Annotated in this window: 24 protein-coding genes and 1 tRNA gene; 13 read left to right on the top strand and 12 right to left on the bottom strand. The window is 72.5% G+C overall.

Annotated features, from left to right (window positions below; translation table 11 throughout):
- Positions 1-15 precede the first annotated feature (15 nt).
- Positions 16-753 carry a TerD family protein gene (locus IE124_RS03070; protein WP_189504463.1) on the top strand — a complete coding sequence of 246 codons (738 nt, stop codon included), beginning with the start codon at positions 16-18 and terminating at the stop codon, positions 751-753.
- Between the two features lie 125 nt (positions 754-878).
- Here IE124_RS03070 and IE124_RS03075 read toward each other — a convergent pair whose 3' ends face one another.
- Entirely contained in the window at positions 879-1,787 is a 909-nt protein-coding gene (locus tag IE124_RS03075) for a TerD family protein (protein WP_189504465.1), read from the bottom strand.
- A 186-nt stretch (positions 1,788-1,973) separates the two neighbouring features.
- On the opposite strand from IE124_RS03075, the gene IE124_RS03080 reads away from it, so the two are divergent.
- From IE124_RS03080 to IE124_RS03090, 3 genes are read left to right on the top strand one after another with little or no spacing between them, the layout of a single operon-like run.
- Entirely contained in the window at positions 1,974-3,170 is a 1,197-nt protein-coding gene (locus IE124_RS03080) for an HpcH/HpaI aldolase/citrate lyase family protein (RefSeq protein WP_189504467.1), read from the top strand.
- An 18-nt stretch (positions 3,171-3,188) separates the two neighbouring features.
- Positions 3,189-5,804: a phosphoribosyltransferase gene (locus IE124_RS03085; protein WP_189504469.1), complete on the top strand. Its 2,616-nt coding sequence runs from the start codon at positions 3,189-3,191 to the stop codon at positions 5,802-5,804.
- Positions 5,805-5,836: 32 nt separating this feature from the next.
- Positions 5,837-6,694, top strand: coding sequence for an HAD family hydrolase (locus tag IE124_RS03090; protein ID WP_189504772.1), 858 nt, complete (start codon positions 5,837-5,839; stop codon positions 6,692-6,694).
- A gap of 17 nt (positions 6,695-6,711) precedes the next feature.
- Here IE124_RS03090 and IE124_RS03095 read toward each other — a convergent pair whose 3' ends face one another.
- The 3 genes from IE124_RS03095 to IE124_RS03105 all read right to left on the bottom strand — a co-directional run bounded on the left by IE124_RS03095 (position 6,712) and on the right by IE124_RS03105 (position 9,346).
- On the bottom strand, positions 6,712-6,930 hold the full coding sequence (locus tag IE124_RS03095; protein ID WP_189504471.1) for an FmdB family zinc ribbon protein: 219 nt from the start codon (positions 6,928-6,930) through the stop codon (positions 6,712-6,714).
- A 202-nt stretch (positions 6,931-7,132) separates the two neighbouring features.
- The gene (locus IE124_RS03100; RefSeq protein WP_229832099.1) at positions 7,133-8,458 is read right to left on the bottom strand and encodes a coiled-coil domain-containing protein; all 1,326 of its coding nucleotides are present in this window, start codon (positions 8,456-8,458) and stop codon (positions 7,133-7,135) included.
- A 129-nt stretch (positions 8,459-8,587) separates the two neighbouring features.
- Positions 8,588-9,346, bottom strand: coding sequence for a DUF4097 family beta strand repeat-containing protein (locus tag IE124_RS03105; RefSeq protein WP_189504473.1), 759 nt, complete (start codon positions 9,344-9,346; stop codon positions 8,588-8,590).
- Between the two features lie 167 nt (positions 9,347-9,513).
- On the opposite strand from IE124_RS03105, the gene IE124_RS03110 reads away from it, so the two are divergent.
- Positions 9,514-9,588: transfer RNA gene (locus tag IE124_RS03110), tRNA-Val, on the top strand.
- A gap of 225 nt (positions 9,589-9,813) precedes the next feature.
- Here IE124_RS03110 and IE124_RS03115 read toward each other — a convergent pair.
- Positions 9,814-11,037, bottom strand: a complete 1,224-nt coding sequence (locus tag IE124_RS03115) for an FG-GAP-like repeat-containing protein (RefSeq protein ID WP_189504475.1) — start codon at positions 11,035-11,037, stop codon at positions 9,814-9,816.
- 207 nt (positions 11,038-11,244) lie between these two features.
- Between IE124_RS03115 and IE124_RS03120 the strand changes: the two genes are divergently transcribed.
- The 3 genes from IE124_RS03120 (at position 11,245) to IE124_RS03125 (ending at position 12,614) form a co-directional block, all read left to right on the top strand.
- Entirely contained in the window at positions 11,245-11,754 is a 510-nt protein-coding gene (locus tag IE124_RS03120) for a flavoprotein (protein WP_189504477.1), read from the top strand.
- Positions 11,755-11,898: 144 nt separating this feature from the next.
- Positions 11,899-12,024 carry a hypothetical protein gene (locus IE124_RS35270; protein WP_268246698.1) on the top strand — a complete coding sequence of 42 codons (126 nt, stop codon included), beginning with the start codon at positions 11,899-11,901 and terminating at the stop codon, positions 12,022-12,024.
- Between the two features lie 56 nt (positions 12,025-12,080).
- Positions 12,081-12,614 (top strand): DUF4231 domain-containing protein, encoded by a 534-nt coding sequence (locus IE124_RS03125; RefSeq protein WP_229832066.1) that lies wholly within the window; start codon positions 12,081-12,083, stop codon positions 12,612-12,614.
- Between the two features lie 57 nt (positions 12,615-12,671).
- On the opposite strand, the gene IE124_RS03130 is transcribed toward IE124_RS03125, so the two are convergent.
- The gene (locus tag IE124_RS03130) at positions 12,672-13,121 is read right to left on the bottom strand and encodes a lamin tail domain-containing protein (RefSeq protein ID WP_189504479.1); all 450 of its coding nucleotides are present in this window, start codon (positions 13,119-13,121) and stop codon (positions 12,672-12,674) included.
- Between the two features lie 134 nt (positions 13,122-13,255).
- Between IE124_RS03130 and IE124_RS03135 the strand changes: the two genes are divergently transcribed.
- On the top strand, positions 13,256-14,065 hold the full coding sequence (locus IE124_RS03135) for an MBL fold metallo-hydrolase (RefSeq protein WP_189504481.1): 810 nt from the start codon (positions 13,256-13,258) through the stop codon (positions 14,063-14,065).
- Here IE124_RS03135 and IE124_RS03140 read toward each other — a convergent pair.
- Positions 14,007-14,765, bottom strand: a complete 759-nt coding sequence (locus IE124_RS03140) for a GntR family transcriptional regulator (protein ID WP_189504483.1) — start codon at positions 14,763-14,765, stop codon at positions 14,007-14,009. The genes IE124_RS03135 and IE124_RS03140 overlap by 59 nt on opposite strands.
- A 357-nt stretch (positions 14,766-15,122) precedes the next feature.
- Here IE124_RS03140 and IE124_RS03145 point away from each other — a divergent pair, with 357 nt between their 5' ends.
- Both IE124_RS03145 and IE124_RS03150 read left to right on the top strand, forming a co-directional pair.
- Positions 15,123-15,344, top strand: coding sequence for a hypothetical protein (locus tag IE124_RS03145; RefSeq protein ID WP_189504485.1), 222 nt, complete (start codon positions 15,123-15,125; stop codon positions 15,342-15,344).
- A 59-nt stretch (positions 15,345-15,403) separates the two neighbouring features.
- A complete protein-coding gene (locus tag IE124_RS03150) occupies positions 15,404-15,664 on the top strand; it encodes a DUF2277 domain-containing protein (protein WP_189504487.1) in 261 nt (86 codons plus the stop codon).
- Here IE124_RS03150 and IE124_RS03155 read toward each other — a convergent pair.
- From IE124_RS03155 to IE124_RS03165, 3 genes are all read right to left on the bottom strand, one after another.
- On the bottom strand, positions 15,624-16,247 hold the full coding sequence (locus tag IE124_RS03155; RefSeq protein ID WP_189504777.1) for a DedA family protein: 624 nt from the start codon (positions 16,245-16,247) through the stop codon (positions 15,624-15,626). The two genes, IE124_RS03150 and IE124_RS03155, sit on opposite strands and share 41 nt — an antisense overlap.
- A gap of 138 nt (positions 16,248-16,385) precedes the next feature.
- Positions 16,386-16,868, bottom strand: a complete 483-nt coding sequence (locus tag IE124_RS03160) for a DoxX family protein (RefSeq protein ID WP_189504489.1) — start codon at positions 16,866-16,868, stop codon at positions 16,386-16,388.
- A 188-nt stretch (positions 16,869-17,056) separates the two neighbouring features.
- Positions 17,057-17,707 (bottom strand): HNH endonuclease family protein, encoded by a 651-nt coding sequence (locus tag IE124_RS03165; RefSeq protein ID WP_189504491.1) that lies wholly within the window; start codon positions 17,705-17,707, stop codon positions 17,057-17,059.
- Between the two features lie 218 nt (positions 17,708-17,925).
- Here IE124_RS03165 and IE124_RS03170 point away from each other — a divergent pair, with 218 nt between their 5' ends.
- Positions 17,926-18,702 (top strand): ABC transporter permease, encoded by a 777-nt coding sequence (locus tag IE124_RS03170; RefSeq protein WP_189504493.1) that lies wholly within the window; start codon positions 17,926-17,928, stop codon positions 18,700-18,702.
- On the opposite strand, the gene IE124_RS03175 is transcribed toward IE124_RS03170, so the two are convergent.
- On the bottom strand, positions 18,680-19,246 hold the full coding sequence (locus tag IE124_RS03175) for an HAD-IA family hydrolase (RefSeq protein WP_229832100.1): 567 nt from the start codon (positions 19,244-19,246) through the stop codon (positions 18,680-18,682). The genes IE124_RS03170 and IE124_RS03175 overlap by 23 nt on opposite strands.
- A gap of 132 nt (positions 19,247-19,378) precedes the next feature.
- Entirely contained in the window at positions 19,379-20,515 is a 1,137-nt protein-coding gene (locus IE124_RS35275; RefSeq protein ID WP_189504496.1) for a peptidoglycan-binding domain-containing protein, read from the bottom strand.
- 315 nt (positions 20,516-20,830) lie between these two features.
- On the opposite strand from IE124_RS35275, the gene IE124_RS03185 reads away from it, so the two are divergent.
- Positions 20,831-22,105, top strand: a complete 1,275-nt coding sequence (locus IE124_RS03185) for a M23 family metallopeptidase (protein WP_189504498.1) — start codon at positions 20,831-20,833, stop codon at positions 22,103-22,105.
- Positions 22,106-22,232: the final 127 nt, after the last annotated feature.

Genomic DNA, 22,232 nt, shown 5'->3' on the forward strand with positions numbered 1-22,232 from the left:
GGGGGTGAAGGCGTCATGGCCTTCTGGGACAACCTGTTTCCGGGGCGGACGGCGCAGTTCGACATGGGCGGCACCGCGTCCAGCACGATCGACCTGACGAAGCGGCGCCCGTCGGTCTCGCTCACCAAGCAGGGCGCCGGGACCGGCAACCTCCGGGTCAACCTCTCCTGGCGGATGCGGACCTCCGACCTCGAAGGACGCTCCCGGCAGAGCGGCCGGCTGCTGCGCAACCCCTCGCAGCTCTTCAAGCCCGAGGTCGTCCAGGCCCACACGCAGGGCATGGTCAACGTCGACCTGGACCTCGGCTGCCTCTACGAGCTCACCGACGGCAGCAAGGGCGTCGTGCAGCCCCTCGGCGGCTTCTTCGGCGACCTGAACGCCGCCCCGTACGTGAAGCTCAGCGGCGACGACCGCTTCGGAGGCTCCTCCGGAGAGACGATCTTCATCAATCTGGACCACAAGGACGAGATCAAGAGGCTGCTCTTCTTCGTCTACATCTACGACCAGACGCCGGCCTTCGACCGCACCCACGCCAAGATCACGCTCTACCCGAGCAACGGCCCCCGGATCGAGATCGACCTCGACGAGCGGGCCCCGCAGGCCCGCTCCTGCGCGGTCTTCTCCGTGGACAACACCAAGGGCGACCTGACGGTCCGCCGCGAGGTGCGCTTCGTGTACGGCTTCCAGGCCGAGCTGGACCGCCTGTACGGCTGGGGACTCCAGTGGGGGCGCGGCTACAAGACCAAGGCGTGACCGTGCGCTCCCGGGCCTCAGGGTGTCCTGAGCGCTCGGCGTTCACCCGGGGCTCGGGGTGTCCTGAGCCCCGGGAGCTCATCCGGGGCTCGGGGTGCTCCCGTCTCCCGGTGCCTGCCCGGGTCTCAGGGCCTGACGAACTGGGGACCCATGGGGGGCATCCGGAACTCCGGAGCCGCGTGCGGGTCGGTCCGGTGGACGGGCTGGGGGTAGCCGTACGCGGGGGCCGGGGCGTGCGCGGGCGCTCCGCCCTGAGAGGTCCCCTGCGGGTACCCGTAGGAGGGCGCCCGGTCCGGCATGGGCGGCACCGTCGGCTGCGGCGGCACGGGTGCGTGGACCACCGTCGCGTCGAGGTCCGGGGAGCCGGCGACGGGGAGATCCGGGGCCGGGGCGCCCGTCGTGCCGTCCTGGGCCTCGGGGAGGTCCTGGGCCCCCTGAGCGGCCCCCTGGGCGGCCTCCTGCGCGGCCTCCTGCGCGGCCTCCTGGGCGTCCTCGTCGACCGAGATGCCGAAGTCCGTGGCGAGGCCGACGAGACCCGTCGGGTAGCCCTGCCCCACCGCGCGGAACTTCCAGCCGTCCCCGCGCCGGTACAGCTCGCCGCAGATGACCGCGGTCTCCTCGCCGGTCTCCGCCGTCACGTCGAACAGCGCCAGCGGCTCACGGTCCGGTCCCGCGGTCGCGTCGTACAGCAGGATCCGCAGGTCGGAGACGGACCGGAAGGTGCCGCCGTCGGAGGAGGCCGCGACGACCACCCGGTCGACCGAACCCTCCAGGCTGCCCAGATCGGCCTCCACGGTGTCCGTCAGGCCCTGGCCCACCCGCTTCTTCGGCAGCCGCCGCACACACCCCGAGGGGTGGCGCGGCTGGTTGTAGAAGACGAAGTCCTCGTCGGACCGCACGCGGCCCTCGGCGCCGAGGAGCAGGGCCGAGGCATCAACGTCGGGGACCCCGGGGCCCGGGGTCCAGCAGAGCACGGCCCGTACGGCCGCGGTGTCGAGAGGGACGTTGGAGCCCTTCAGCATCGCGTGCGTCATGACCGTAATCCTGCCCTCCCGCCCGACCCGCGGACAACGCGGGGGCGCCACCGATACCGGGACGAGATGACGGATGCTGACGAGTTACCTGAATTTCATGCACGAAGGGAACTACGGACACCCGCACCTACGTACTATTACCGGCCACGTGTCGTCAGGGCCAGGAGAGGCAGACGGGGGACTTACATGCGTCATTTCGGGCACATCCCGTCCGCAATGCGGACCGGGTTGTTCCACAGCGAGCCGGCCGAGTTCACGGCCGACTCGCCCGCACGCACGCTCGCCGTGGCCCTCGGCGCCACGCTCTACAGCCCGGCCACCCGGCCGCGGCTGGCCGACGACATCCGCAAACAGGCGGCGCGCGGCGTGGTCTCCATGGTGCTCTGCCTGGAGGACTCCATCAGCGACGCCGACGTCCAGGAGGGCGAGAACAACCTCGTCCGCCAGTTCGCCGACCTCGCCGCCGGAGCCGAGGAGGCCACCCGGACGGACGCGGAGACCGCCATCGGTGTGCCTCTGCTCTTCATTCGCGTACGCGATCCGCGCCAGATCACCGACCTCGTCGACAGGCTCGGCGACACGGTCCGACTGCTGTCCGGATTCGTACTGCCCAAGTTCACCGAGACGCGTGGCCGCGCCTTCCTCGAAGCGCTTGCCCAGGCCGAGCGGACGAGCGGCAGGCGGCTTTTCGCCATGCCCGTCCTGGAGTCCCCCGAACTCCTCCACCTGGAGACCCGGGCCGAGACCCTCGCCGGGATCGCCTCGATCACCGACAAGTACCGCGAGCGCGTCCTCGCCCTGCGCCTCGGCGTCACCGACTTCTGCTCCGCCTACGGCCTGCGTCGCTCGCCCGACATGACCGCCTACGACGTCAAGATCGTCGCCCACGTCATCGCCGACGTCGTCAACGTCCTCGGCCGCTCCGACGGCACCGGCTTCACCGTCACCGGGCCCGTCTGGGAGTACTTCCGACCCGGCGAGCGCATGTTCAAGCCCCAGCTGCGCCGCAGCCCCTTCCTGGAGGGCCGCGCCGAGGACCTGCGCACCGCCCTCATCGAGCACGACCTCGACGGGCTGCTGCGCGAGATCGAGCTCGACCGCGCGAACGGCCTGCTCGGCAAGACCTGCATCCACCCCACCCATGTGGTGCCGGTGCACGCACTCTCCGTGGTCAGCCACGAGGAGTGGAGCGACGCCCAGGACATCCTGCGGCCCGAACAGGGCGGCGGCGGGGTGCTGCGCTCCGCGTACACGAACAAGATGAACGAAGTGAAGCCGCATCGCGCGTGGGCCGAACGCACCCTGCTGCGCGCCGAGGTCTTCGGCGTCGCGAAGGAAGACGTCGGCTTCGTGGATCTGCTCACCGCCGGACTTGCCGGCTGACGAAAGGACGTCGACGACGTGGTGTGGACCGGAACGTGGGTCGCGGAGCGACTGGGCGTCGAACTGATCGGCGGCGAGGAGCTACCGGCCCTGTTGGGCCTCGCACTGCGTCGCAACCCCAAACGGGCGCACCTGCTCGTCTCCAGCGTGCTCGGCAAGCACGTGCCGCAGCGGCCCTCCGTCGTGTACGGCTCCGGCCTCGGCCTCGGCGTGCGCGTCCGTGAGCTCCTCGGCGACGAGGAGGCGGCGCGCTCGGTCGTCCTCGGCTACGCGGAGACCGCCACCGCCCTGGGCCATGCCGTCGCCGACGGCCTCGGCCTGGCCCCGTACCTCCACTCCACCCGGCGGCCGGTGGCCGGGGTCGCCCCCGCGGGCGGCTTCGAGGAGTCCCACTCGCACGCGACCTCGCACCTCCTGCTCCCCGAGGACCCCACGCTCCTCGCCGGCGGCGGGCCGCTGGTCCTCGTCGACGACGAGTTCTCCACCGGGAACACCGTCCTCAACACCATCCGGGACCTGCACGCCCGCTACCCGCGCGAGCGGTACGTCGTCGTGGCCCTCGTCGACATGCGCTCCACCGCCGACCTCGGCCGGCTGGACGCCTTCGCGGAGGAGATCGGCGCCCGCGTCGACCTGATCTCCGCCGCCGCCGGGACCGTACGGCTCCCTGAGGGCGTCCTGGAGAAGGGCCGCGCCCTGGTGGCCCGGCACGAGACCGCGCACGCCGCCCCGGCGGCCCCCGGCGGGAAGTCGGCCCCCGTGCGGGTCACGCTCGGCTGGCCCGAGGGCCTGCCCGACGGCGGACGGCACGGCTTCACGCCCGAGCACCGCGAACACCTCGAAGAGGTCCTGCCCGCCCTGGCGGCGAGGATCGCGGAGGCACTGGAGGACGGCCGCGGCGACAGCGACAGCGGTCGCGTCCTCGTGCTCGGCTTCGAGGAGCTGATGTACGCGCCGCTGCGCCTCGCAGGCGCCCTGGAGGACACCGGGCACGACGTCCACTACTCCACCACGACCCGCTCACCCGTCCTCGCGGTCGACGACCCCGGCTACGCGATACGCACCCGGCTCGTCTTCCCGGCCCACGACGACCCGGCCGACGGCCCCGGCGAGCGCTACGCGTACAACGTGGCGGGCGCCGGCTTCGACACCGTCGTCCTCGTCGTCGACTCCGCCGCCGACACCCCGGAACTGCACGCCCCGGACGGCCTGCTGGCCCAGCTCGCCGCACACGTCCCGCACGTCGTGCTCGCGGTAGTCCCCGCGTACGAGCCGGCGGCCACCCTGTCCATACCGGGGGCCACTTCGTCCGCACCGGCGGTCGCCTCGTCCGCACCGGCGGCCGCTTGGTCCGCACCGGCGGTCGCCTCGTCCGCACCGGCGGTCGCCTCGTCCACGCCCACGGTCTCCGACTCCGAAGCTCCCGAAAGGAGCTCCATGCTGCCCGAGCCCCTCCGCGGCCCCGCCTTCTCCTCGTACGCGCCCGAGGAGGTCGGCTGGCTGCTCCAGGACCTCTCGGACGTCGAGCTGGAGGCGCCCACCGAGGAACGCGAGGAAGCCATCCAGGGCGGCGGCGCGCACTACGCCGAATCGCTCCCCGTCGAGTACCAGCCCAGCGCCCGCTACCAGGAGCTCTTCCACTCCGCCCTGGAGAGCTCCGCCGCCCGGATGGCCCGCGCGGTCGGCACCGTCACCGAGACCGTCCTCGCCGAGCTCCCCCTGCGCCGCGGACGGCAGGGGAGGGACCCCCAGGGCCGCGGCCCCGTCCTGGTCTCGCTCGCCCGGGCCGGCACCCCCGTCGGCGTCCTCATGCGCCGCTGGGCGAAGGCCCGCCACGGCCTCGACCTCCCGCACTACGCCGTCTCCATCGTGCGCGGCCGCGGCATCGACGCCAACGCGCTGCGCTGGCTCGCCGCCCACCACGACCCCGCTGACGTCGTGTTCGTCGACGGCTGGACGGGCAAGGGCGCCATCACCCGCGAACTCGCCGAAGCGATAAAGGAGTTCGAGAAGGCGGAAGGGATATCGGGCTTCGACCCGGAGATAGCGGTCCTCGCCGACCCCGGCTCCTGCGTCCGCACCTACGGCACCCGCGAGGACTTCCTCATCCCCTCCGCCTGCCTCAACTCCACGGTCTCCGGCCTGATATCCCGCACCGTGCTCCGCTCCGACCTCGTCGGACCGCATGACTTCCACGGCGCCAAGTTCTACCGCGAGCTGGCCGGATCCGACGTCTCCGGCGCCTTCCTCGACGCCGTCACCGCCCGCTTCGACGAGGTCGCCGAGACCGTCGACGTGGACGTCAAGGAACTCCTCGCCGCCGACCGCACCCCCACCTGGGAGGGCTGGGCCGCCGTCGAGCGGATCAGCGAGGAGTACGGCATCCACGACGTGAACCTGGTCAAGCCCGGCGTCGGCGAGACGACCCGCGTCCTGCTGCGCCGTGTCCCCTGGAAGATCCTCGCCAAGCGGGGCGCCGACGCCGACCTCGCACACGTCCGGCTGCTCGCCGAGCAGCGCGGTGTGCCCGTCGAGATCGTCGACGAACTCCCGTACAACTGCGTCGGCCTGATCCACCCCCAGTACACCAGGGGTGCGACAGGCGCCGACGGGAAGGCGGTGGTGTCCCAGTGAGCACGCCACTGACCGCGCCACTGACCGCATCGCTGACCGGACCGCTGACCGCGCCGCTGACCGGACCGCCGGCCACACCACTGGCCACGACCCTGGTCGCGAGCGACCTCGACCGCACCCTCATCTACTCGAGCGCGGCCCTCTCCCTCGGCATGCCCGACGCCCAGGCCCCCCGGCTCCTCTGCGTCGAGGTCCACGAGTCGAAGCCGCTCTCCTACATGACGGAGGACGCGGCCGGACTCCTTGAGCGGCTGGCCGACGAGACCGTCTTCGTGCCCACCACGACACGGACGCGCAAGCAGTACCAGCGCATCCAACTCCCGGGCGCCGCACCGAAGTACGCGATCTGCGCGAACGGCGGGCACATCCTCGTCGACGGCGTGACCGACCGCGAATGGCACGCGAAGGTGGTGAACCGGCTGGCCGAGGAGTGCGCGCCGCTCTCCGAGATCCGCGCCTACCTCACCGCCACGACGGACCTGTCGTGGGTCCGCAAGCACCGGGTGGCCGAGGACCTCTTCGCCTACCTCGTCGTCGAGCGCGAGCGGCTCCCCGCGGAGTGGCTGGGACGCTTCGGCGAGTGGGCGGGGGAGCGCGGCTGGACCGTCTCCCTCCAGGGCCGCAAGGTGTACGCGGTGCCGAAGCCGCTCACCAAGAGCGCGGCCGTCCGCGAGGTCGCCCGCCGGATCGGCGCCACGCTCACCCTGGCGGCGGGGGACTCGCTCCTCGACGCCGACCTGCTGATGGCCGCGGACCGGGCATGGCGCCCGGGCCACGGCGAACTCGCCGAGAGCGAGTGGACCGCCCCCCACCTCGACGTCCTCGCGGAACGCGGGGTCGCGGCGGGGGAGGAGATCCTCCGCCGCTTCCGCGCGGCGGCGGCGAGGTAGTACCGGGGCGCGAGGGCTCAGCCGCAGCAGCCCCCACCGCAACAGCCACCGCCGCCACCGCCCGCACCCTGGGCGGGGGCGGCGGAGCTGCTTCCGCCCACGGCCACGGCCGAGAGCAGCTTCACGGTGTCGTCGTGCCCGGCGGGGCAGGCGGCCGGGTCGGAGGACTCGGCCATGGGACGGCTGAGCTCGAAGGTGTCGCCGCAGGTGCGGCAGCGGAATTCGTAACGAGGCATGGGGACAGGCTAACGGGGGCGGGGCGAGGAGGGCAGTGAGGCGGGGAGGCCGGCCCCGGGCTCACGGCCGTCGGCCCGTCGGCCCGTCGGCCTCGGACACGAAGCTCCTGAGCTGAACGCCCCCGCTGGCTCAACGCCTACCAGGGCTGAACGTCCCCCAGGCTTGACGCCTGCCCGACCAGCCCTCAGCGCCTCCCCAGCTTCAACGACCGGCGGCGGCGGTGCCCCGGTCCTCCCGGATCTGCTCGACGACTCGGGCGGCGTCGGTACGGACGCCCTCCAGCTCGGTCAGGAAGTGCCAGTAGTCCGGGTGCCGGCCCTCCAGCGAGCCGACGGCCCGGTCGAGCCGGGCGACGGCCTGGTCGAGGGGGCGGGCGTGGCGCGGGTCGGGCGTGTTGCGCCCCGCCATCGCCAGCCGCTGGGCGTCCCGTACCGCGAAGCGGGCGCGGTCGGTCTCCGCCTTCGGGTCCTTCGCGACGGCGTCCAGGCGGCGCAGCCGCTCCCCGGCCGCCGACACGGCCTCGTCGGTCGTGTCGAGGAGCGCGCGGACGGTGGAGAGCCGGGAGGTCGCGTCGGGCCAGCGCTGCTCCTCGCGGGCCTTGGCGGCCTCGGCGAGCCGCTCCTCGGCCTGCCGGAGCGTGCCGGTGGCCTGCTCGGGCACGTGCTGGAGGTCCTGCCAGCAGGCTGCGGAGAACCGCCGCCGCAGCTCCGAGAGGACCGGCTCGACGCCCTCGGTGCGCGTGGTCAGGGCCTCGGTGCGGGTGCGGAGGGAGACGAGGCGCTTGTCGATCTCGGCGGCGCGCTGCGGCAGCCGCTCGGCCTCGGCGCGTACGGCCTCGGCGTCCCGCAGGACGCGGTCGGCGCGCTGGAGGGTCTCGGGGACGCCGTGCCGGCCGGCGCCTTCGTTGAGGCGGGTCAGTTCGGGTCCGAGCTGTGCGAGCCGCAGCGCGAGGTCGTCCGCGCGCAGCCCCCCGTCCCGTACGGCGTCGAGGGCGCCGCTCGCGCCGCGCAGGGCCTGCCGGGCCCGCTCGACGGCGGGGACGAGCCGGGCGAGCTGGGTCTCGGCGCGGTCGAGCAGGGGCGCGAGGCCCTCCTCGAACCGGTCGAGCTCGCCCCTGACCCGGTTCAGCTCGTCCTTGGCGCGGGTCAGCTCGGTGCGGGCGCGGGAGGCGGTCGCCGCGTCGAGCTCGTCACGGTCGAGGTCGTGGGCGTCGACGGCGGTGATGTAGCCGTGGCTGACCTCGTCGATACGACGCCCGAGGGCCTCGAACCCCTCGACGGCGCGGCGGGCGTCCGGGGAGCTGTCGGCTGCGGTGATCGTCTCGATGGAGATCCGCAGCCCGCGCTGGGCGGTGTCGAGCTCGTAGAAGGCTGCGGCGGCTTCGTCCTTGGCGGCCTGGGCCTCGGCCCGCTGGCTTTCCCCGCGGCCGCCGAACCAGCGCCGCGTACCGCCGCCGGCGAAGGCCTGTGGCAGCAGCGCGCCGACAAGCAGCGGCAGCGCGAGGGCCAGCCGGAACGTGGACGGAATCCTGGGCGGCGCACTGCCCCCAGGGGGTGTCCTGCCGTCGCTCGCCGCCACGTACCTCTCCCCGTGCTGTGTCCGCCGTCACCGGTCCGGTTCATTCTCCCACCCGGTAAGGACGAACACACGGGCCGATCAGTTCGCCGTTCGGACGGAGATGTCGCCGTCCTCACTGCGGATGCTCAGGGAGTGCTCGCCGCCCTCGCGCCGCGGGACGTCGAGGCTGACGTCGCCGTCGCCGCTGGAGGCGGTGGCGTCGTACTCGGCGGTGGGCACGGTGACGGAGACGTCGCCGTCCTTGGTGACGACGTCGAGGCTGCGGGGGACGGCCCCGAGGGTGACCGTCACGTCGCCGTCGTCGGAGTGGGCGAGGACCTTCGGCGCGCGGGTGTCGCCCTCCACCTCCAGGTCGCCGTCCTTGCTGCCGAGATCGACGTCCGCGGTGCTCCCGGCGACCCGGACGTCACCGTCGTCGGACCGTACCTTCAGGGGCGTGGCGAAGCCCTCGGCCCTGATGTCGCCGTCCTTGTTCTCGACGCTGACGGCGACGTCACGCGGGACCTTGACGCGGTGCACGGCCTCGCAGTGGGAGGCGACGGCGTCGCACTCCACCCGCAGCGTGAGCCGCCCGTCCTCCAGCTTCCAGCTGGTGTCGGGCCCCGACCCCATGACCACCCATCCGTCGACCTGCCGCTCGACGAGGACGTCGTCGACGTCGGCGGGCGTGAGGACGAGTTCGGAGTTGTCGGAGTCGACGACGAGGGTCTTGCCGTCGAACGCGAAGGTCTTCCTCTCGACCGGCGCCTCTCCGGCGTCGGCCGTCCCACAGCCACTGAGCGCGAACAGAGCGGCGAGGACTCCGCCGGCGGCGAGGAGCGGGTTGCGTACGTTCATGGCGATCTCGATCCCCCAGGAGAAAACGTCGGTTCGACGACAGTACGAGCCCCCCACCCCGCGTCACGATCCGGCGACCCACCGTCCGCGGGGTGGGGCTACCCCCCGCCCGCACACTTCGGATTCGGCCCCCACCCCTCGGCCATGTACGCTGTTGTCTCTTCCACGGGTGCGTAGCTCAGGGGTAGAGCGCTGCTCTTACAAAGCAGATGTCGGCGGTTCGAAACCGTCCGCGCCCACCAGTGCAAAGGCCACCGCAGCTCCTTGCTGCGGGGGCCTTTGACGGTAGTTGTCGGCGGCAGTCTCACTCGTGACGGCGATCTGCCGGAACGGACGGATGAGGTTCATCGGCTCGACCGTGCGACCGGTGCGCGTCGTGAACCGGCGTGATCACTCGTGGTCGCCGCCGCGCTGACGCAGATACAGCGGAAGGCCTCCGTCCCATGGGCGGAGGCCTTCACTGCGGACTAGAAGACGCCGTTCAGGCCCCACCAGTCGGTGGCCTTCCGTACGGCCGGTCCGAGCTTGCCTGTTCCTGTGCCCGGGTAGATGAGCAGGCAGCCGTCCCCCGCGGGGCACAGAGTGGTGGAGGTGCCGATCCCCGTGATCGCGGCCAGGTCGTTGCTGCCGTCGCCGGTGTAGTCGGCGGGCGCGAGGAGCGAGGCCATGGAGTTCCAGCCACCGCCGATGAGCACGCGGGCGCCGTAGGCCCCCGCCTTGCCCGGGTAGAACCAGAGCTTGCCCGTGGACGCCTCGCGGGCGACCAGGTCGGGGTGGCCGTCGTTGTTCATGTCCCCGACGCCGGTCAGGGCGTTCATGCCGTTCCAGCCGCCGGAGCCCAGGAGCTTGCGGGCGCCGAGGGTGCCGGCGGCCGTGCCCGGGTAGAGCCAGAGCTTGCCCGAGGCCTTCTCGACGGCGACCAGGTCGGAGCGGGTGTCGCCGTTCAGGTCGCCGGCGCCGACGAGCTGGCCCATGACGTTCCAGCCACCGGTGCCGATGAGCTTGCGGGTGCCGAAGGCGACCGTGCTCATGCCCGAATTCTGGCCCGGGTACAGCCAGAGTCTGCCCGTGGCCGCCTCTCGCGCGATCACGTCCTCCTGGCCGTCCTGGCTGAAGTCGCCGTGGCGCACGAGAGCGTTGAAGGTGTTCCAGCCGCCCGTGCCGAGGAGGTCGACGGTTCTGCCTCCGGGCAGGAACCAGAGCTCTCCCCGCTTCGTGCGGACGAGGACGTCCGGGCTCCAGTCGCCGTTGAAATCACTGAACCCGGACGAGCCGGTCTCGGTCGAGGTCCAGGTCGGCGTCGATCTCGGGTAGCAGTCGTCCTCGGTCGGGACCATTCGTACCGATCCGCCGAAGCCGTTGAACCAGCCGGTCTCCTTGAAGCCGGGCGCGAGCGCCATGAAGCCGCCGGAGGTGCCGTAGTTCGTGCCGCTGAACAGGCAGGCCCACTTGGACGTGCGGTTGTTGACCGACCGGAACGTGCCGTTCCAGGTGCCGAGTGACAGTGCGGTCGATGTCGTCTTGTACATCGTGCCCGTGGCGTTGCCGGTCTTCCAGGCGCAGAAGTAGCCGGACGGGCAGTCGCTGGTCGCGGCCTGCGCGGGCGACGTGCCCGCCCCCAGCAGACCCGCAGCGGTGAGCCCCAGCGTCGTGGCCACCGTGGCCAGGCGCCGGAGTATGGATGTGCGCAATTGATCCCTCCCTGACGTGGCGCGGAGAGATCTCGACGCGCCACGCGGGCACCGTATCCCGTCCTGCGACGATCACGACACGCAGGTGGAGCCAGCGGGGCTGCCACAAGGCCGTCCGTGCCCGCGTCGTTTCTGCGGGGCCGGGGCGGTCCGGCCCGTCTCGGGGGTGGGCTGTGCAGCCGTGGTGGTTGCGTAGGGTCGGAGACCATGAGCACTCGGACCCTGTATCTGTTCGCCTCGGCGGCCCCGCCCCTCTTCGATGTCGCGCGCGTCATCGAGGACGCGCAGGCCGAAGGCTGGGACGTCTGCCTCGGTCTCACGCCGACGGCTGCCAGATGGCTGGCCGAGTCCCTCGACGGTCTTGCCGTGCTCACCGGGAACCCGGTCCGGTGGGAGTACGGGCTGCCCGGGCAGCCGGACGTGTGGCCGTCGGCGGACGCGATCCTCGTGGCGCCGGCGACCTTCAACACCGTGAACGCCTGGGCCCTCGGGCTCACGGGCACGTTCGTCGTCGGCGTCGCCGCGGAGGGCGTCGGTACGGGCGTTCCGACCGTGGCCGTGCCGTGCGTGAGCGCGGCCCACGCTCAGCACCCGCAGTTCGACCGGTCGATGGAGACGCTTCGCGGGGCCGGGGTGACCGTGCTCCACGGCGATCCGGCGGCGTATCCGTGGCGGGGCGCCCTGGACGCGGTGGGGAACCCGGGAGCCCGCGTCTGATCTTGGACATGACGAAGTCGGCCCCCTTTGCCCGCAGGAGGAGGGGGCCTTTCCTGTGTCGTCGGGGCCCGGACGTACTGTGGCCGCGGAGGTGGGACCGTGAGCGAGTCGGACTGGGATGACGACAGTGACTACAGAGCGGCTGTGCGGCGTACGCGGGTCCTGACGGGGTTCGGGCTGGTCGCCGCGGTCGGTCTGATCGGGCTCGTGGTGGCGACCGCTCTCGCGGTGGCGTTGGTTCTGGGAGTGAGAGGGGGCATCGACTGGTAGGGGGGACCTGCGTCGGGAAGTTGACGCGGGGTTGCGCAGGCCGGTGTACTCCCGGCATGGCTGACGTGGGGGACGCGCCCGAATCCGTGGTGCAGGGCGGGGAGATGACCCCGCAGCGGTACATCGAGACCAGGCTCGTGCAGTACCAGGAGTGGTACGACGTCAAGGCGACCCGGATGAAGGCGATGCATCTGCGGATGCGGACCGTGTCCGTCGTCGGCGGGGCGCTCGTGCCGGTGTTCGTGAACGTCGACCTGGCGTTCGCTCGGGTCACGGCCACCGTACTGAGTGTCGTGGTCGTCGCCGCCGTGTCGCTGGAGAGCGTCTACCGGTATCGCGAGCAGTGGAAGAACTACCGGTCGACCGAGCAGCTCCTCGGCCACGAGCGGGTCTACTTCGAGACCAAGGTGGGGCCGTACCAGGGTCTTTCGCGGCGGGACGCCTTCTCCGCGCTCGTCGCCCGGGTCGAGAGGGCCATCGCCGGTGAGAACTCGGCGACCTTGAACGTGATGACGCTCGGTGGGCAGGTCAATGCCGACGTGGCGCAGCAGGGTGTGCCCGCCGCCCGGCAGGAGTCGGAGAGTTCCTGAGACGGCCGGGGGCCCCGGGTTCTCCGGGGCCCTCGGTTCGTCAGGCGTGGTGCGGGGTCAGCACCACTTGTAGTCGACCCGCGTCGAGTTGTACGAGCAGCTGTCGACCCACGTGCCGTTCGCCTTGCGCAGCGTCGCCGTGTCCTTGTCGTTGTTCCAGACGTACCAGCCGCGGTTCTGGTAGACGTTCGTGGACGTGTTCGTGCCGCGGCCGGTGCGGACCGTGACGATCTTGCCCTTGCCGAGGGTGAAGTTGCCGAAGGTGTACTTGTGGTTGGCGGCGTCCCGCACCGTCCAGCCCCGCAGGTTCACCGCGGCGCCGGTCGTGTTGCGTATCTGCACGTACTCGGCGTTGAGGCTCGAGTTCGCCCCGCGGTCCGAACCCGGGCTGTCGTAGTAGATCTTGTACAGGTGGACCGAGCCGGCGGCCTGGGCCGGCGAAGGCAGCAGCAGGACGCCGGAAGCGGCGGCCGCGGTCACCGCCGCGAGCGTGCGTGCACGAAGCATGAATGTCCCTCAGTTTCTGCCGGGCGCCCGCCGATGGGGCCCGGCGAGCACACAGGATACGCACGTCCTTCACCTCGCCCGCACATGTTCGGACAGGAGGAAGAGGGGGTGGGGGTGGAGCCTAGGGTGGGGGTATGGGTTCTGATGCGTTTCGGGTTGTCGTTCTCGGGTCCGCCACTCCGTATCCCCGGCCCGGCAACCCCTGTTCCGGCCATCTCGTCGAGGGTGGTGGCGTCCGCGTCTGGGTGGACGCAGGGACCGGCACCCTCGCCGAGCTCCAGCGGCACGTCGCACTCGGCGACATCGACGCCGTCTGGATCTCGCACCTCCACGCCGACCACTGCGCCGATCTGCTCACCGCGTACTACGCGCTGCTGTACGCCGGACTCGACGTGTCCGTGCCCGTGCCCCTCTTCGGGCCCGCCGGCATCGCCGACCGGCTGGCCGGATTCCTGACCAACGGGCCCGAGCGCAGCCCCGTGGAGAAGGCCTTCGCCGTCGAGGAGCTCCACGACGGGCACGTCGCCACCGTCGGCGGGCTCACCCTCCGGTCGCGCGCCGTCGACCACGCCGGACCGGACGCCTTCGCCCTGCGCGTCGAGAGCGAGGACGGGCGCTCGTTCGTCTACTCCGGGGACTGCGAGCCCTGTCCCCCGCTCGTCGAACTCGCCCGGGGGTGTGATCTGTTCTTCTGTGAGGCCGACGGGGCTGTGCCCGGGCACCACACCCCCGCGCAGGCGGGACTGAGCGCCGCCGCGGCCGGTGTCGGGCGGCTCGTCGTGACGCATGTGGGGGCCGGGGTCGAGCCCGGCGAGGCCGTCGCGCTCGCCGCCGCCGGGTTCCCCGGCCCCGTCGCCCACGCCGACCCCGGCGCGTGGTTCGAGGTCACGCGTCGAAGTCGTACTCCAGGACGTACGCCGACGAGTCCAGCGTCATCTCGTTGAGCTCCACCGCCACCCCTGGCCCCGTGAACGCCGTCCGGCCGATCAGGACCACCGGAGTGCCGAACTCCAGGGCGAGCCGGTCCGACTCGTCCGCCGTCGGCATCCGGCAGCGGATCTCCTCGCGGAAGCGCACCGGCCGGTGCCCCAGCTCCGTCAGCCGGGCGTAGGTGCCGCCCGGGCCCGTGTCCGGTTCCGTGATGGGCGTCCCGCGCACCAGTTCCGCGGAGAGGTACGAGACCGAGAGCAGCACCGGCTTGGCGTCCAGGACGAAGCGGCGGCTGCGGACGCAGACGGGCGTGCCCGGGGCGAGGTTCAGTGCCCCGGCGACCCTGGCTCCGGCAGCCGCCTCCGCCACCTCGATCTGGTCGACGACCAGGTCCCGGTCCTCCACGTCCGCCGACCAGACCGAGCGGCCGCTGCCCCAGCGGTCACCGGCGAGGCGCGGGATGCCCCGGCGGCGCAGCGGGCGGAAGACCCGGACGAAGACCCCGGCGCCCTTGCGGGCCTCTGCGAGGCCTTCGTTGCGCAGGACGGAGAGGGCCTGGCGCGCCGTCATCCGTGCCACCTCGTAGGTCGACATGAGGTCGTTCTCGCCGGGGAGCCGGTCGCCCGGCGCGAAGGCGCCTGACTGGATCGCGGTTCTCAACTCGTCGGCGATGCGCTGGTACTTGGGCCGACGAGCGCTGTCCTGGTCAGTCACGGGTGGACCACTCCCTTCATCTGCGGGACACCCTAGGGCCTGTCGTCACCTTCCCGTCCGCCCCGCGACGCCTGCCACGCACTCTCCCCATACCGGGCGAAAGCCCACGTACGCCCGGTACGCGGGCTTCCACCCGGCCGAGAGCACGCACCAGACGCCGCGGGGCCGCCCTTCGGGCAACGACGGGAAGGTGACGACAGACCCTAGGCGCACCCCCGGGCCGGGGTGCACACGTGTGCGCCGTCCCGCCCGGTCGATCCATCCAACGGGGGACATCTCTAGAGATACGTTGACAGGGCGGGGCGTCCCCGCTTCTCTGGTGGTCCCCAGCTTCAGGATTCGGGACGGAGGGGATGCGTGCAGCCACTGCCGGAGGTCGGTGACCTCGTCCGTGACACCGCCACCGGGCGGGTCGGTTTCTATGTGGAGAGCGCTTCCGGACGCTTGCGGATCCGGGCCGTCCACGGTGGCGCCGAGTGGGACGCCGAGCCCGCCGACGTACAGCTCGCCACTCCCCTGCGCGAGCTCCGGGCCCGCGCCGCCGAGATCAACGCGCGTAGTCGGCGCGGGCTCGCGTGACCGAGGCGGTTGGTCGCGTGACCGAGGCGGTTGTCAGTGGGGCGCGCCACACTGGAGGCATGTGCCGCAGCATCAAGACGCTCCGACCGCCCGCGCTGCCCGAGGAGGCGACCGAGGAGGACTTCCACGCCGCCGCCCTGCAGTACGTCCGCAAGGTCTCCGGCTTCCGCGCGCCCGCCGCCCACAACCGCGAGGTCTTCGACCGCGCCGTGGACGAGATCACGGACGCGACCGCGAGACTCCTCGCCGGTCTGGAGGTGCGCGGGGCGCACCCCGCCGTCACGAGACCGGCGCGGGAGCCGCAGCCGGACGCCGTATGAGGTACGCGGCGAGGCCGCCCGCGAGGAAGAGCGCGAGGGTCGACACCCCCGCGCTGAACCAGGTCGCGCCCAGCCACTGACCGCCGAGCCAGCCGAGGCCCACGCTGTAGGAGGCCCAGGTCACGCCGGCGAGCGCCGACCACGGCAGGAAGTCCTTGCTCCTCCGCTTGGCCGCGCCCGCGCCCAGGGAGACCACGGAGCGGCCCGCCGGGGCGAAGCGCGCGAGGACCACGAGCAGCCCGCCACCCCTGGCCAGCGCGGTGCCGAGACGTTCCTGCGCCAGGGAGAGGCGGCGTGAGCGGGCGATCGCCCGGTCCAGCCTGGCGCCGCCCCGGCGAGCCAGGCGGTACGCCAGGAAGTCGCCGAGCACGGAAGCGGAGGCCGCGCAGAGGAGCAGCGGGAGGACCGAGGGCACGTCGGGGGAGGCCGCGGTGGCCGTCGCCGCGGCCGTGGCGGCGGTGATCACCAGGAAGCCGCTCGGCAGCACGGGCAGGAAGACGTCGAGCAGGATCGACGCCGTCACCACCGGGTAGATCCACGGGCCGGCGGTCAGCGACCGCAGCGAGCCGAGGCTGTCGAGCAGATTCACAGAGCCAGAGCCTACGCGGGGGTGGGCGAGGCCCTGCCGGGCGGGTGCCGGAGCGGTGTGCGCGGTCCGTGCGGCGCACGGGAAGGGCCGGAAACCGTCCTCCGGCTTCCGGCCCGTCCGTCGGTGCGGGGCTCAGGCCGTGATCGGCGCGCCCTGCTTCTCGTGCTCCTGGCCGGTTTTCGCGTCCGCGCCGCCCCGGGCGCCGAAGAGGCTGTCGAGGGCCAGCGCGCCCGGGCCGGTGAAGACGAGCAGCGCGAGGGACCAGCAGAACAGGGCCGCGGTCTCGCCGCCGTTCTGGAGCGGGAAGAGGGCCTCGGGCTGGTGGACCTTGAAGTACGCGTACGCCATCGAGCCCGAGGCGAGGAACGCGGCGCTCCGGGTGCCGAGGCCCGCCAGGACCAGGACGCCGCCGACGAGCTGGATCACGGCCGCGTACCAGCCCGGCCAGGTCCCGGCCGGGATGGTGCTGCCGCCCATGGCGCCGCCGAGCACGCCGAAGAGCGAGGCCGCGCCGTGGCAGGCGAAGAGCAGGCCGACCACGATGCGGAAGAGGCCGAGCGCGTAGGGCTGGGCCTGGTTCAGGCGGCCTATGAGGCTGTTCGAGCTGTTGTTCATGGGGGTGACTCCTTCGGCCTGACCCTGTCCGTGGGGAGGACGGGGTGTGGGGGACGGAAACCGACGAGGCCGCAAGGTTAGGCACCCCTCACGAGTACTTGCAAGTTCAACATTCGGCCACCGGGGGGTGTGTGGCGAGGCTCACTCCCCGGGGCCGCTCCGGTGACGGTGCTTCAGGAGGTGAGGGGTCAGCAGCCGTTGAGCACGGACTGCAGGGCGCTCTTCTCGGCGGAGTCGACACTGAGGTTCCAGTGGTGCTTCACGTGCACCCAGGCCCTGGCGTACGTGCAGCGGTAGGCCGTGCGCGAGGGCATCCACTCCGCCGGGTCCAGGTCGCCCTTGGCCTGGTTGACGTTGTCGGTCACGGCTATGAGCTGGGGGCGGGTCAGGTCGTTCGCGAAGGCCTGGCGCTGCGCGGTGGTCCACGCGTTCGCGCCCGAGCGCCATGCCTCGGACAGGGCGACGACGTGGTCGATGTCGAGGTCGGAGGCGGCGGTCCAGGTGGCGCCGTCGTACTGCGAGTACCAGCTGCCGCTGACGGAGGCACAGCTGGAGTCGGTGACGACGTTCACGCCGTCGCGCTTGAGGACGGTCTCGCGGGTGTTGCACGCCCCGGACTGGGTGATCCAGTGCGGGAAGAGATCCCTGCTGTAGCCGGTGGAGGAACCTTCCGCCTTGACCGTGAGGGCGGCCAGATAGGTGCGGGCGGTGGCCGCGCTGACGGGGGTGGGCATGGCGGCCTGGGCGGCCGGTGCCGTGGCGAGGAGGCCGGTGGCGGCGAGGCCGGCGGAGGTGGCCAGGACAGCGAGTCGACGCGCGTAGATCATGCCGACGGGCATGTGAACTCCCTTGAGGTGGGGGATCTTGGCCGGCACCGCCCCCGTGGGGGCGCCGGGCGCCGGCCCGGTCATCGTGGCGGCGCGAGGTTTCCTTGCGGGGTGCGCCAGGTAACAGGGTGGCGACATGGGCACGTCACATCAAGGGGTGTGGCGTGCCTGATGGAGCAACAGATTCCGCGAGGTGCCGCCGCGTTGCGGCCGGGCTCTACTGTGGCTGTGTGCTTCTGGACGTGAACGTCACCTTTGGGGCGGTACTCGCCGTCCTGCTCGCCCTCGCCGCGAGTGTCGTCGCCCTCGCGCACCTCGGCCGGGCCCGCGACACCCTGTTCGCCGGAGCGCGCGCCGCCGTCCAGCTGGTCGCCGTCTCGCTCGTGATCGGGTGGGTCGTCCGCTCCGTACCGCTGCTGCTGGGCTTCCTGCTCCTGATGTACGCCGTGGCGGTACGGACGGCGGGGCGGCGGGTCGTGCCCGCGCCGGGCCGCGGCTGGTGGTGGGCGGGCGTGCCGATCGCCGCCGCCGTCGCGCCGGTGGTCCTCGCGCTCGTCGTCACCGGGCTCGTGCCGGTGAAGGGGATCACGCTCGTGCCCGTGACCGGCATCCTCGTCGGCGGTGCGCTCACCGCCACCGTCCTCGCGGGGCGGCGCGCGCTCGACGAGCTGAGGACGCGGCGGGGCGAGGTGGAGGCGGGGCTGGCGATCGGGCTCGTCGAGCGCGAGGCGCGGCTCGAGGTGGCGCGGAAGGCGGCGGCGGACGCCCTGCTCCCCGGCATGGACCAGACGCGCACGGTGGGTCTCGTCACGCTGCCGGGGGCCTTCGTGGGCATGCTGCTCGGCGGCGCTTCACCGCTGCACGCGGGCGCCGTCCAGCTCTTCGTGCTCATCGCGCTGCTGGCGGTACAGGCGGTGGCCGCCGCGACCACCCTGGAGCTGGTCGCGCGCGGCCGGATCAGCCGGGAGGCGGGGGAGGGGGAACCTACGCCAGGGCGCTCAGGGTGATCGTGCCGTCCGGCGCCGCCTCGACCCGCAGACCGGTGAGGTCCTCGACGTGGAGGTCGGGCGCGAAGGCCGCCGCGCGCGGGCCGACGCCCACGATCCGCATGCCGGCCGCGCGGCCCGCCTGGATGCCGGCCTCGGAGTCCTCGAAGACGACGCAGTCCGCCGGAGCGAAGCCCAGCTCCGCCGCGCCCTTGAGGAAGCCCTCCGGGTCCGGCTTGCTCGCGCCGACGCACTCCGCGGTGACCCGGACCGAGGGCATCGGGAGGCCGGCCGCACCCATCCGCGCCTGGGCGAGGGCCTCGTCGGCCGAGGTCACCAGGGCGAACGGCAGAGCGGCGATCGCGGCCATGAAGGCGGGGGCGCCGGGGACGGGCACGACGCCGTCGAGGTCGGCGGTCTCCTCGGCGAGCATCAGCCGGTTGTCGGCGTGGTTCTCCGCCATCGGGCGGTCCGGGAGGAGGACGGCCATCGTCGCGTACCCCTGGCGGCCGTGGACCACCTTGAGGACGGCGTCCGCGTCGAGGTCCTGCCGCCGGGTCTCCAGGGAGGGGTGCGGAGAACGAAGCGGTCCCGCCCGCCGGTCAGGGAGTACGGGCGGGGCCACTTTGTTTTTCTACGATACAAAACCGGGGGCCGTCTTGGCCAGCCGGTCCCGCCCGCAGCGGATCCCGTGCCGTCAGAGCCAGGTGCTCCGCTCCAGTGCCTCGCGCGTGGCGGGGCCGTACACGCCCTTCGGGTCCTCCTCGATGAACATCCAGGACTGGTAGTTCTTCACCGCACGCCAGACCCCCTGTCCGTACTCCCCGTCGATGGGCCCGTCATAGGCCCCCGCGAGCTCCAGGCGCTGCTGGAGCTCCTCCACCTCGGGGCCGCTGGAGCCGTAGCTCAGTGTCTCGACGGACTCCTCGGTCTCCTCCGGCGGCGCCGGCTCCTCGGGTGCCTGTGAGGTGGGCGGGGCCGTCGTCGTCGGCGCGGTCGTCGGCGCCGTGGTCGTCGGGGCGGCCGTGGTGGTGGCGGCCGGAGGGGCCGCCGCGCCGGTCGTGGCGCTGGGGGACGGGGCGGTCCGGGAGGCGGAGGGGGTGGACGTGGCGGACGGGGAGGCGGACGTGGCCGTCGGGCGTACGGACGGGGGCGACGAGCTCGGCTCCGGGGTCTCGGAGGAGGGGGAGGGGGACGGGGCCTCCGACACGGCGACGTTCAGGGAAGCGCTGGTGGTGATCTCCAGGCCGGTCGCCCGGTCGTCGCTCTCGTCCCCGCCGCCGAGGACGGCCGCCGCGAGGGCGGCGGTGCCGGCGACGGCGACGGCGGCCACCGCCGCGACGACCATCCCGCGCCTGCGCCCCCGCGCCGGCGCGTGTCCGTCCGCCGGGCCCGCGCCGCGGTCGCCGCGGCCGATGCCGTGCAGCAGCAGGGGCATCGTCTCGGAGGGGTCGGTGTGCGGGTCGGCGTACGGGTCGGCGTACGGGTCGGGCTGCGCCGCCGGGTACGGGGCCGGCGGGCCGTCCGGGCGGATCGCCGCCAGTCGGGCCGTCGGCGGATCCTCCGTCGCGTAGTACCCCGAGGCACTCCCGGGTCCCGCGGCGCTCGCGTGCCCCGACGGTCCTGCGTGCCCCGAGGGTCCCGCAAGCCCCGACGGTCCCGCAGGTCCCGTGAGCCCCCCAGCCCCCGAGCCCCCCTCGGGCCCCTCCGCGTCCAGCGTCACGTACGGCCTGATCCGCAGCGGATCGAAGTCCTCGGCCGCCGCTATCTCCGCCTGGGCGCAGGCGCAGCCAGGTCTTTGTACACCGCATTCAGGACAGACATGTCCGGTCATGATGGGTCCCCTCCCCGAGACAACTGCGAGCGATTATGCAGCCCGCCCCTGTTCGAGGGGTGACGGCGGTATCTCCCGGTAGGCCATAACCGGACATTCAGATCAGGGGAACGCGTCGCCCCGGGACGGCCCGAGGAGACGGACGCTGCCGTGAGGCGAGGACGCGGTGGCCGATGCGGCCGGTCGGGTGCAGTTCGGCACCTGCCTCCGGCGCCCTCCGCCGGGAGCGGCGTGTCGCCGGATTACATGGGCCTGCGCCTCTGCGCGAGGCGTACCGGCGTCCTCACGGCCGGATCCGACGATCGAAAGAGCGCAATGGCAGAGCGCGAACCCCGCAGACGCACCGGCCGCAGCCCGCTATTTCGCGGGCTCGCCGCTGCCGTTCTCGCGGCCGGCATGCTGGTGGCCTCGACGGGACCCGGCTACGGGACCGACGGGGCGCCTCCGGCGCCCGGCGCACAGTTCACTCCGCTGACGGCGGCGGTGATGACCGAACCGGCGCCGTTCGTCGCCACGGACGGCAAGACGCACCTTTCGTACGAACTCCTCACCACGAGCGCACTGTCCGAGAGCACGCCGGTGCGGCTCGACCGCGTCGACGTCCGGGACGCCCGCACGCACCGGGTCGTGGGCTCGCTGAGCGGGCAGGCGCTGGCCGACGCCGCCAATCCGGTGGGCGACCCCCTGCCGGGTGCGGACGCGTACACCCCGGCGCCCCCGGGACCGACGCCGACCGTCATCCAGGGCTCCCAGCAGTGGGTCATCTGGATCGACCTGGTCCTCGACCGCGGCCAGCGGGTGCCCAAGGCACTCGAACACCATCTCTCGGGCGCCGTCCTGACCCCCGCCGGCCCCTCCGCGTTCGAGGAGACGGTGCAGATCACCCCGACCTCCCGCGCCGAGCCGCTGAACCTGGGCGCGCCGGTCCGCCCCGGCACCTGGTACTCCAGTGAGTCGTGCTGCGGCAACACCCACCACCGGCGCGGACTCGGCCCGATCAACGGCCGCTTCTACGTGCCGCAGCGCTTCGCGATCGACTGGTACCGGGTCGGCGAGCAGGGGCAGACCTGGGAAGGCGACCCCGCCCGGCTCGACAGCTACCTGAGCTACCGTCAGCCGGTCGTGGCCGCGGCCGGCGGCAGGGTGGTGGAGGTCCAGGACGGAGTCCCGGAGAACACGCCGCCCATCACCCCGCCCGTCCCGCCGATCCAGGACACCGTCGGCAACCACGTCACCGTGAAGGTCGCGCCGGGCCGCTACGTGCTCTACGCCCACATGAAGCCCGGCTCCCTCAAGGTCCGGAAGGGTGACCACGTCGAACCCGGCCAGCTCCTCGGGCTGATCGGCAACAGCGGCAACTCGACCACGCCGCACCTGCACTTCCAGGTGATGACCACGGCCGAGTTCTTCCCGACCGACAGCCCGCCCTTCACCTTCCGGAAGTTCCGCGTCGTCGGACAGGTCCTCCCTCGGATCTGGGACGACAACCTGGGGACGCAGCCGACGGGCGTCCTGCCCCTCACTCCCTCGCCGAACCAGGGCCTTCACCATGCCCGGTATCCGCTCGACCGCGAGGTGCTGGTGTTCTGACCGGATTCTCCGGTCGGACGGACGGCAAGGGCGTCCAGCCGCCTCTCAACTGGGCGCCCGCACGCCCTCTATGACTGCCGCTCAGCGCCCCTCAGTAGGCTGTCCCCCTCCAAGATCGCATCACAGG

Source organism: Streptomyces narbonensis (assembly GCF_014649015.1).
In the GTDB taxonomy this organism is placed as follows: domain Bacteria; phylum Actinomycetota; class Actinomycetes; order Streptomycetales; family Streptomycetaceae; genus Streptomyces; species Streptomyces narbonensis.

Bases quoted from the DNA above. Each gene is read 5' to 3' on its own strand.
- IE124_RS03070 (WP_189504463.1), top strand. From the start codon at position 16: ATGGCCTTCTGGGACAACCTGTTTCCGGGGCGGACGGCGCAGTTCGAC.
- IE124_RS03160 (WP_189504489.1), bottom strand. From the start codon at position 16,868: ATGAACAACAGCTCGAACAGCCTCATAGGCCGCCTGAACCAGGCCCAG.
- IE124_RS03095 (WP_189504471.1), bottom strand. From the start codon at position 6,930: ATGCCTCGTTACGAATTCCGCTGCCGCACCTGCGGCGACACCTTCGAG.
- IE124_RS03185 (WP_189504498.1), top strand. From the start codon at position 20,831: ATGGCAGAGCGCGAACCCCGCAGACGCACCGGCCGCAGCCCGCTATTT.
- IE124_RS03075 (WP_189504465.1), bottom strand. From the start codon at position 1,787: ATGACGCACGCGATGCTGAAGGGCTCCAACGTCCCTCTCGACACCGCG.
- IE124_RS35275 (WP_189504496.1), bottom strand. From the start codon at position 20,515: ATGACCGGACATGTCTGTCCTGAATGCGGTGTACAAAGACCTGGCTGC.
- IE124_RS03150 (WP_189504487.1), top strand. From the start codon at position 15,404: ATGTGCCGCAGCATCAAGACGCTCCGACCGCCCGCGCTGCCCGAGGAG.
- IE124_RS03120 (WP_189504477.1), top strand. From the start codon at position 11,245: ATGAGCACTCGGACCCTGTATCTGTTCGCCTCGGCGGCCCCGCCCCTC.
- IE124_RS03165 (WP_189504491.1), bottom strand. From the start codon at position 17,707: ATGCCCGTCGGCATGATCTACGCGCGTCGACTCGCTGTCCTGGCCACC.
- IE124_RS03105 (WP_189504473.1), bottom strand. From the start codon at position 9,346: ATGAACGTACGCAACCCGCTCCTCGCCGCCGGCGGAGTCCTCGCCGCT.
- IE124_RS03135 (WP_189504481.1), top strand. From the start codon at position 13,256: ATGGGTTCTGATGCGTTTCGGGTTGTCGTTCTCGGGTCCGCCACTCCG.
- IE124_RS03125 (WP_229832066.1), top strand. From the start codon at position 12,081: ATGGCTGACGTGGGGGACGCGCCCGAATCCGTGGTGCAGGGCGGGGAG.
- IE124_RS03080 (WP_189504467.1), top strand. From the start codon at position 1,974: ATGCGTCATTTCGGGCACATCCCGTCCGCAATGCGGACCGGGTTGTTC.
- IE124_RS03130 (WP_189504479.1), bottom strand. From the start codon at position 13,121: ATGCTTCGTGCACGCACGCTCGCGGCGGTGACCGCGGCCGCCGCTTCC.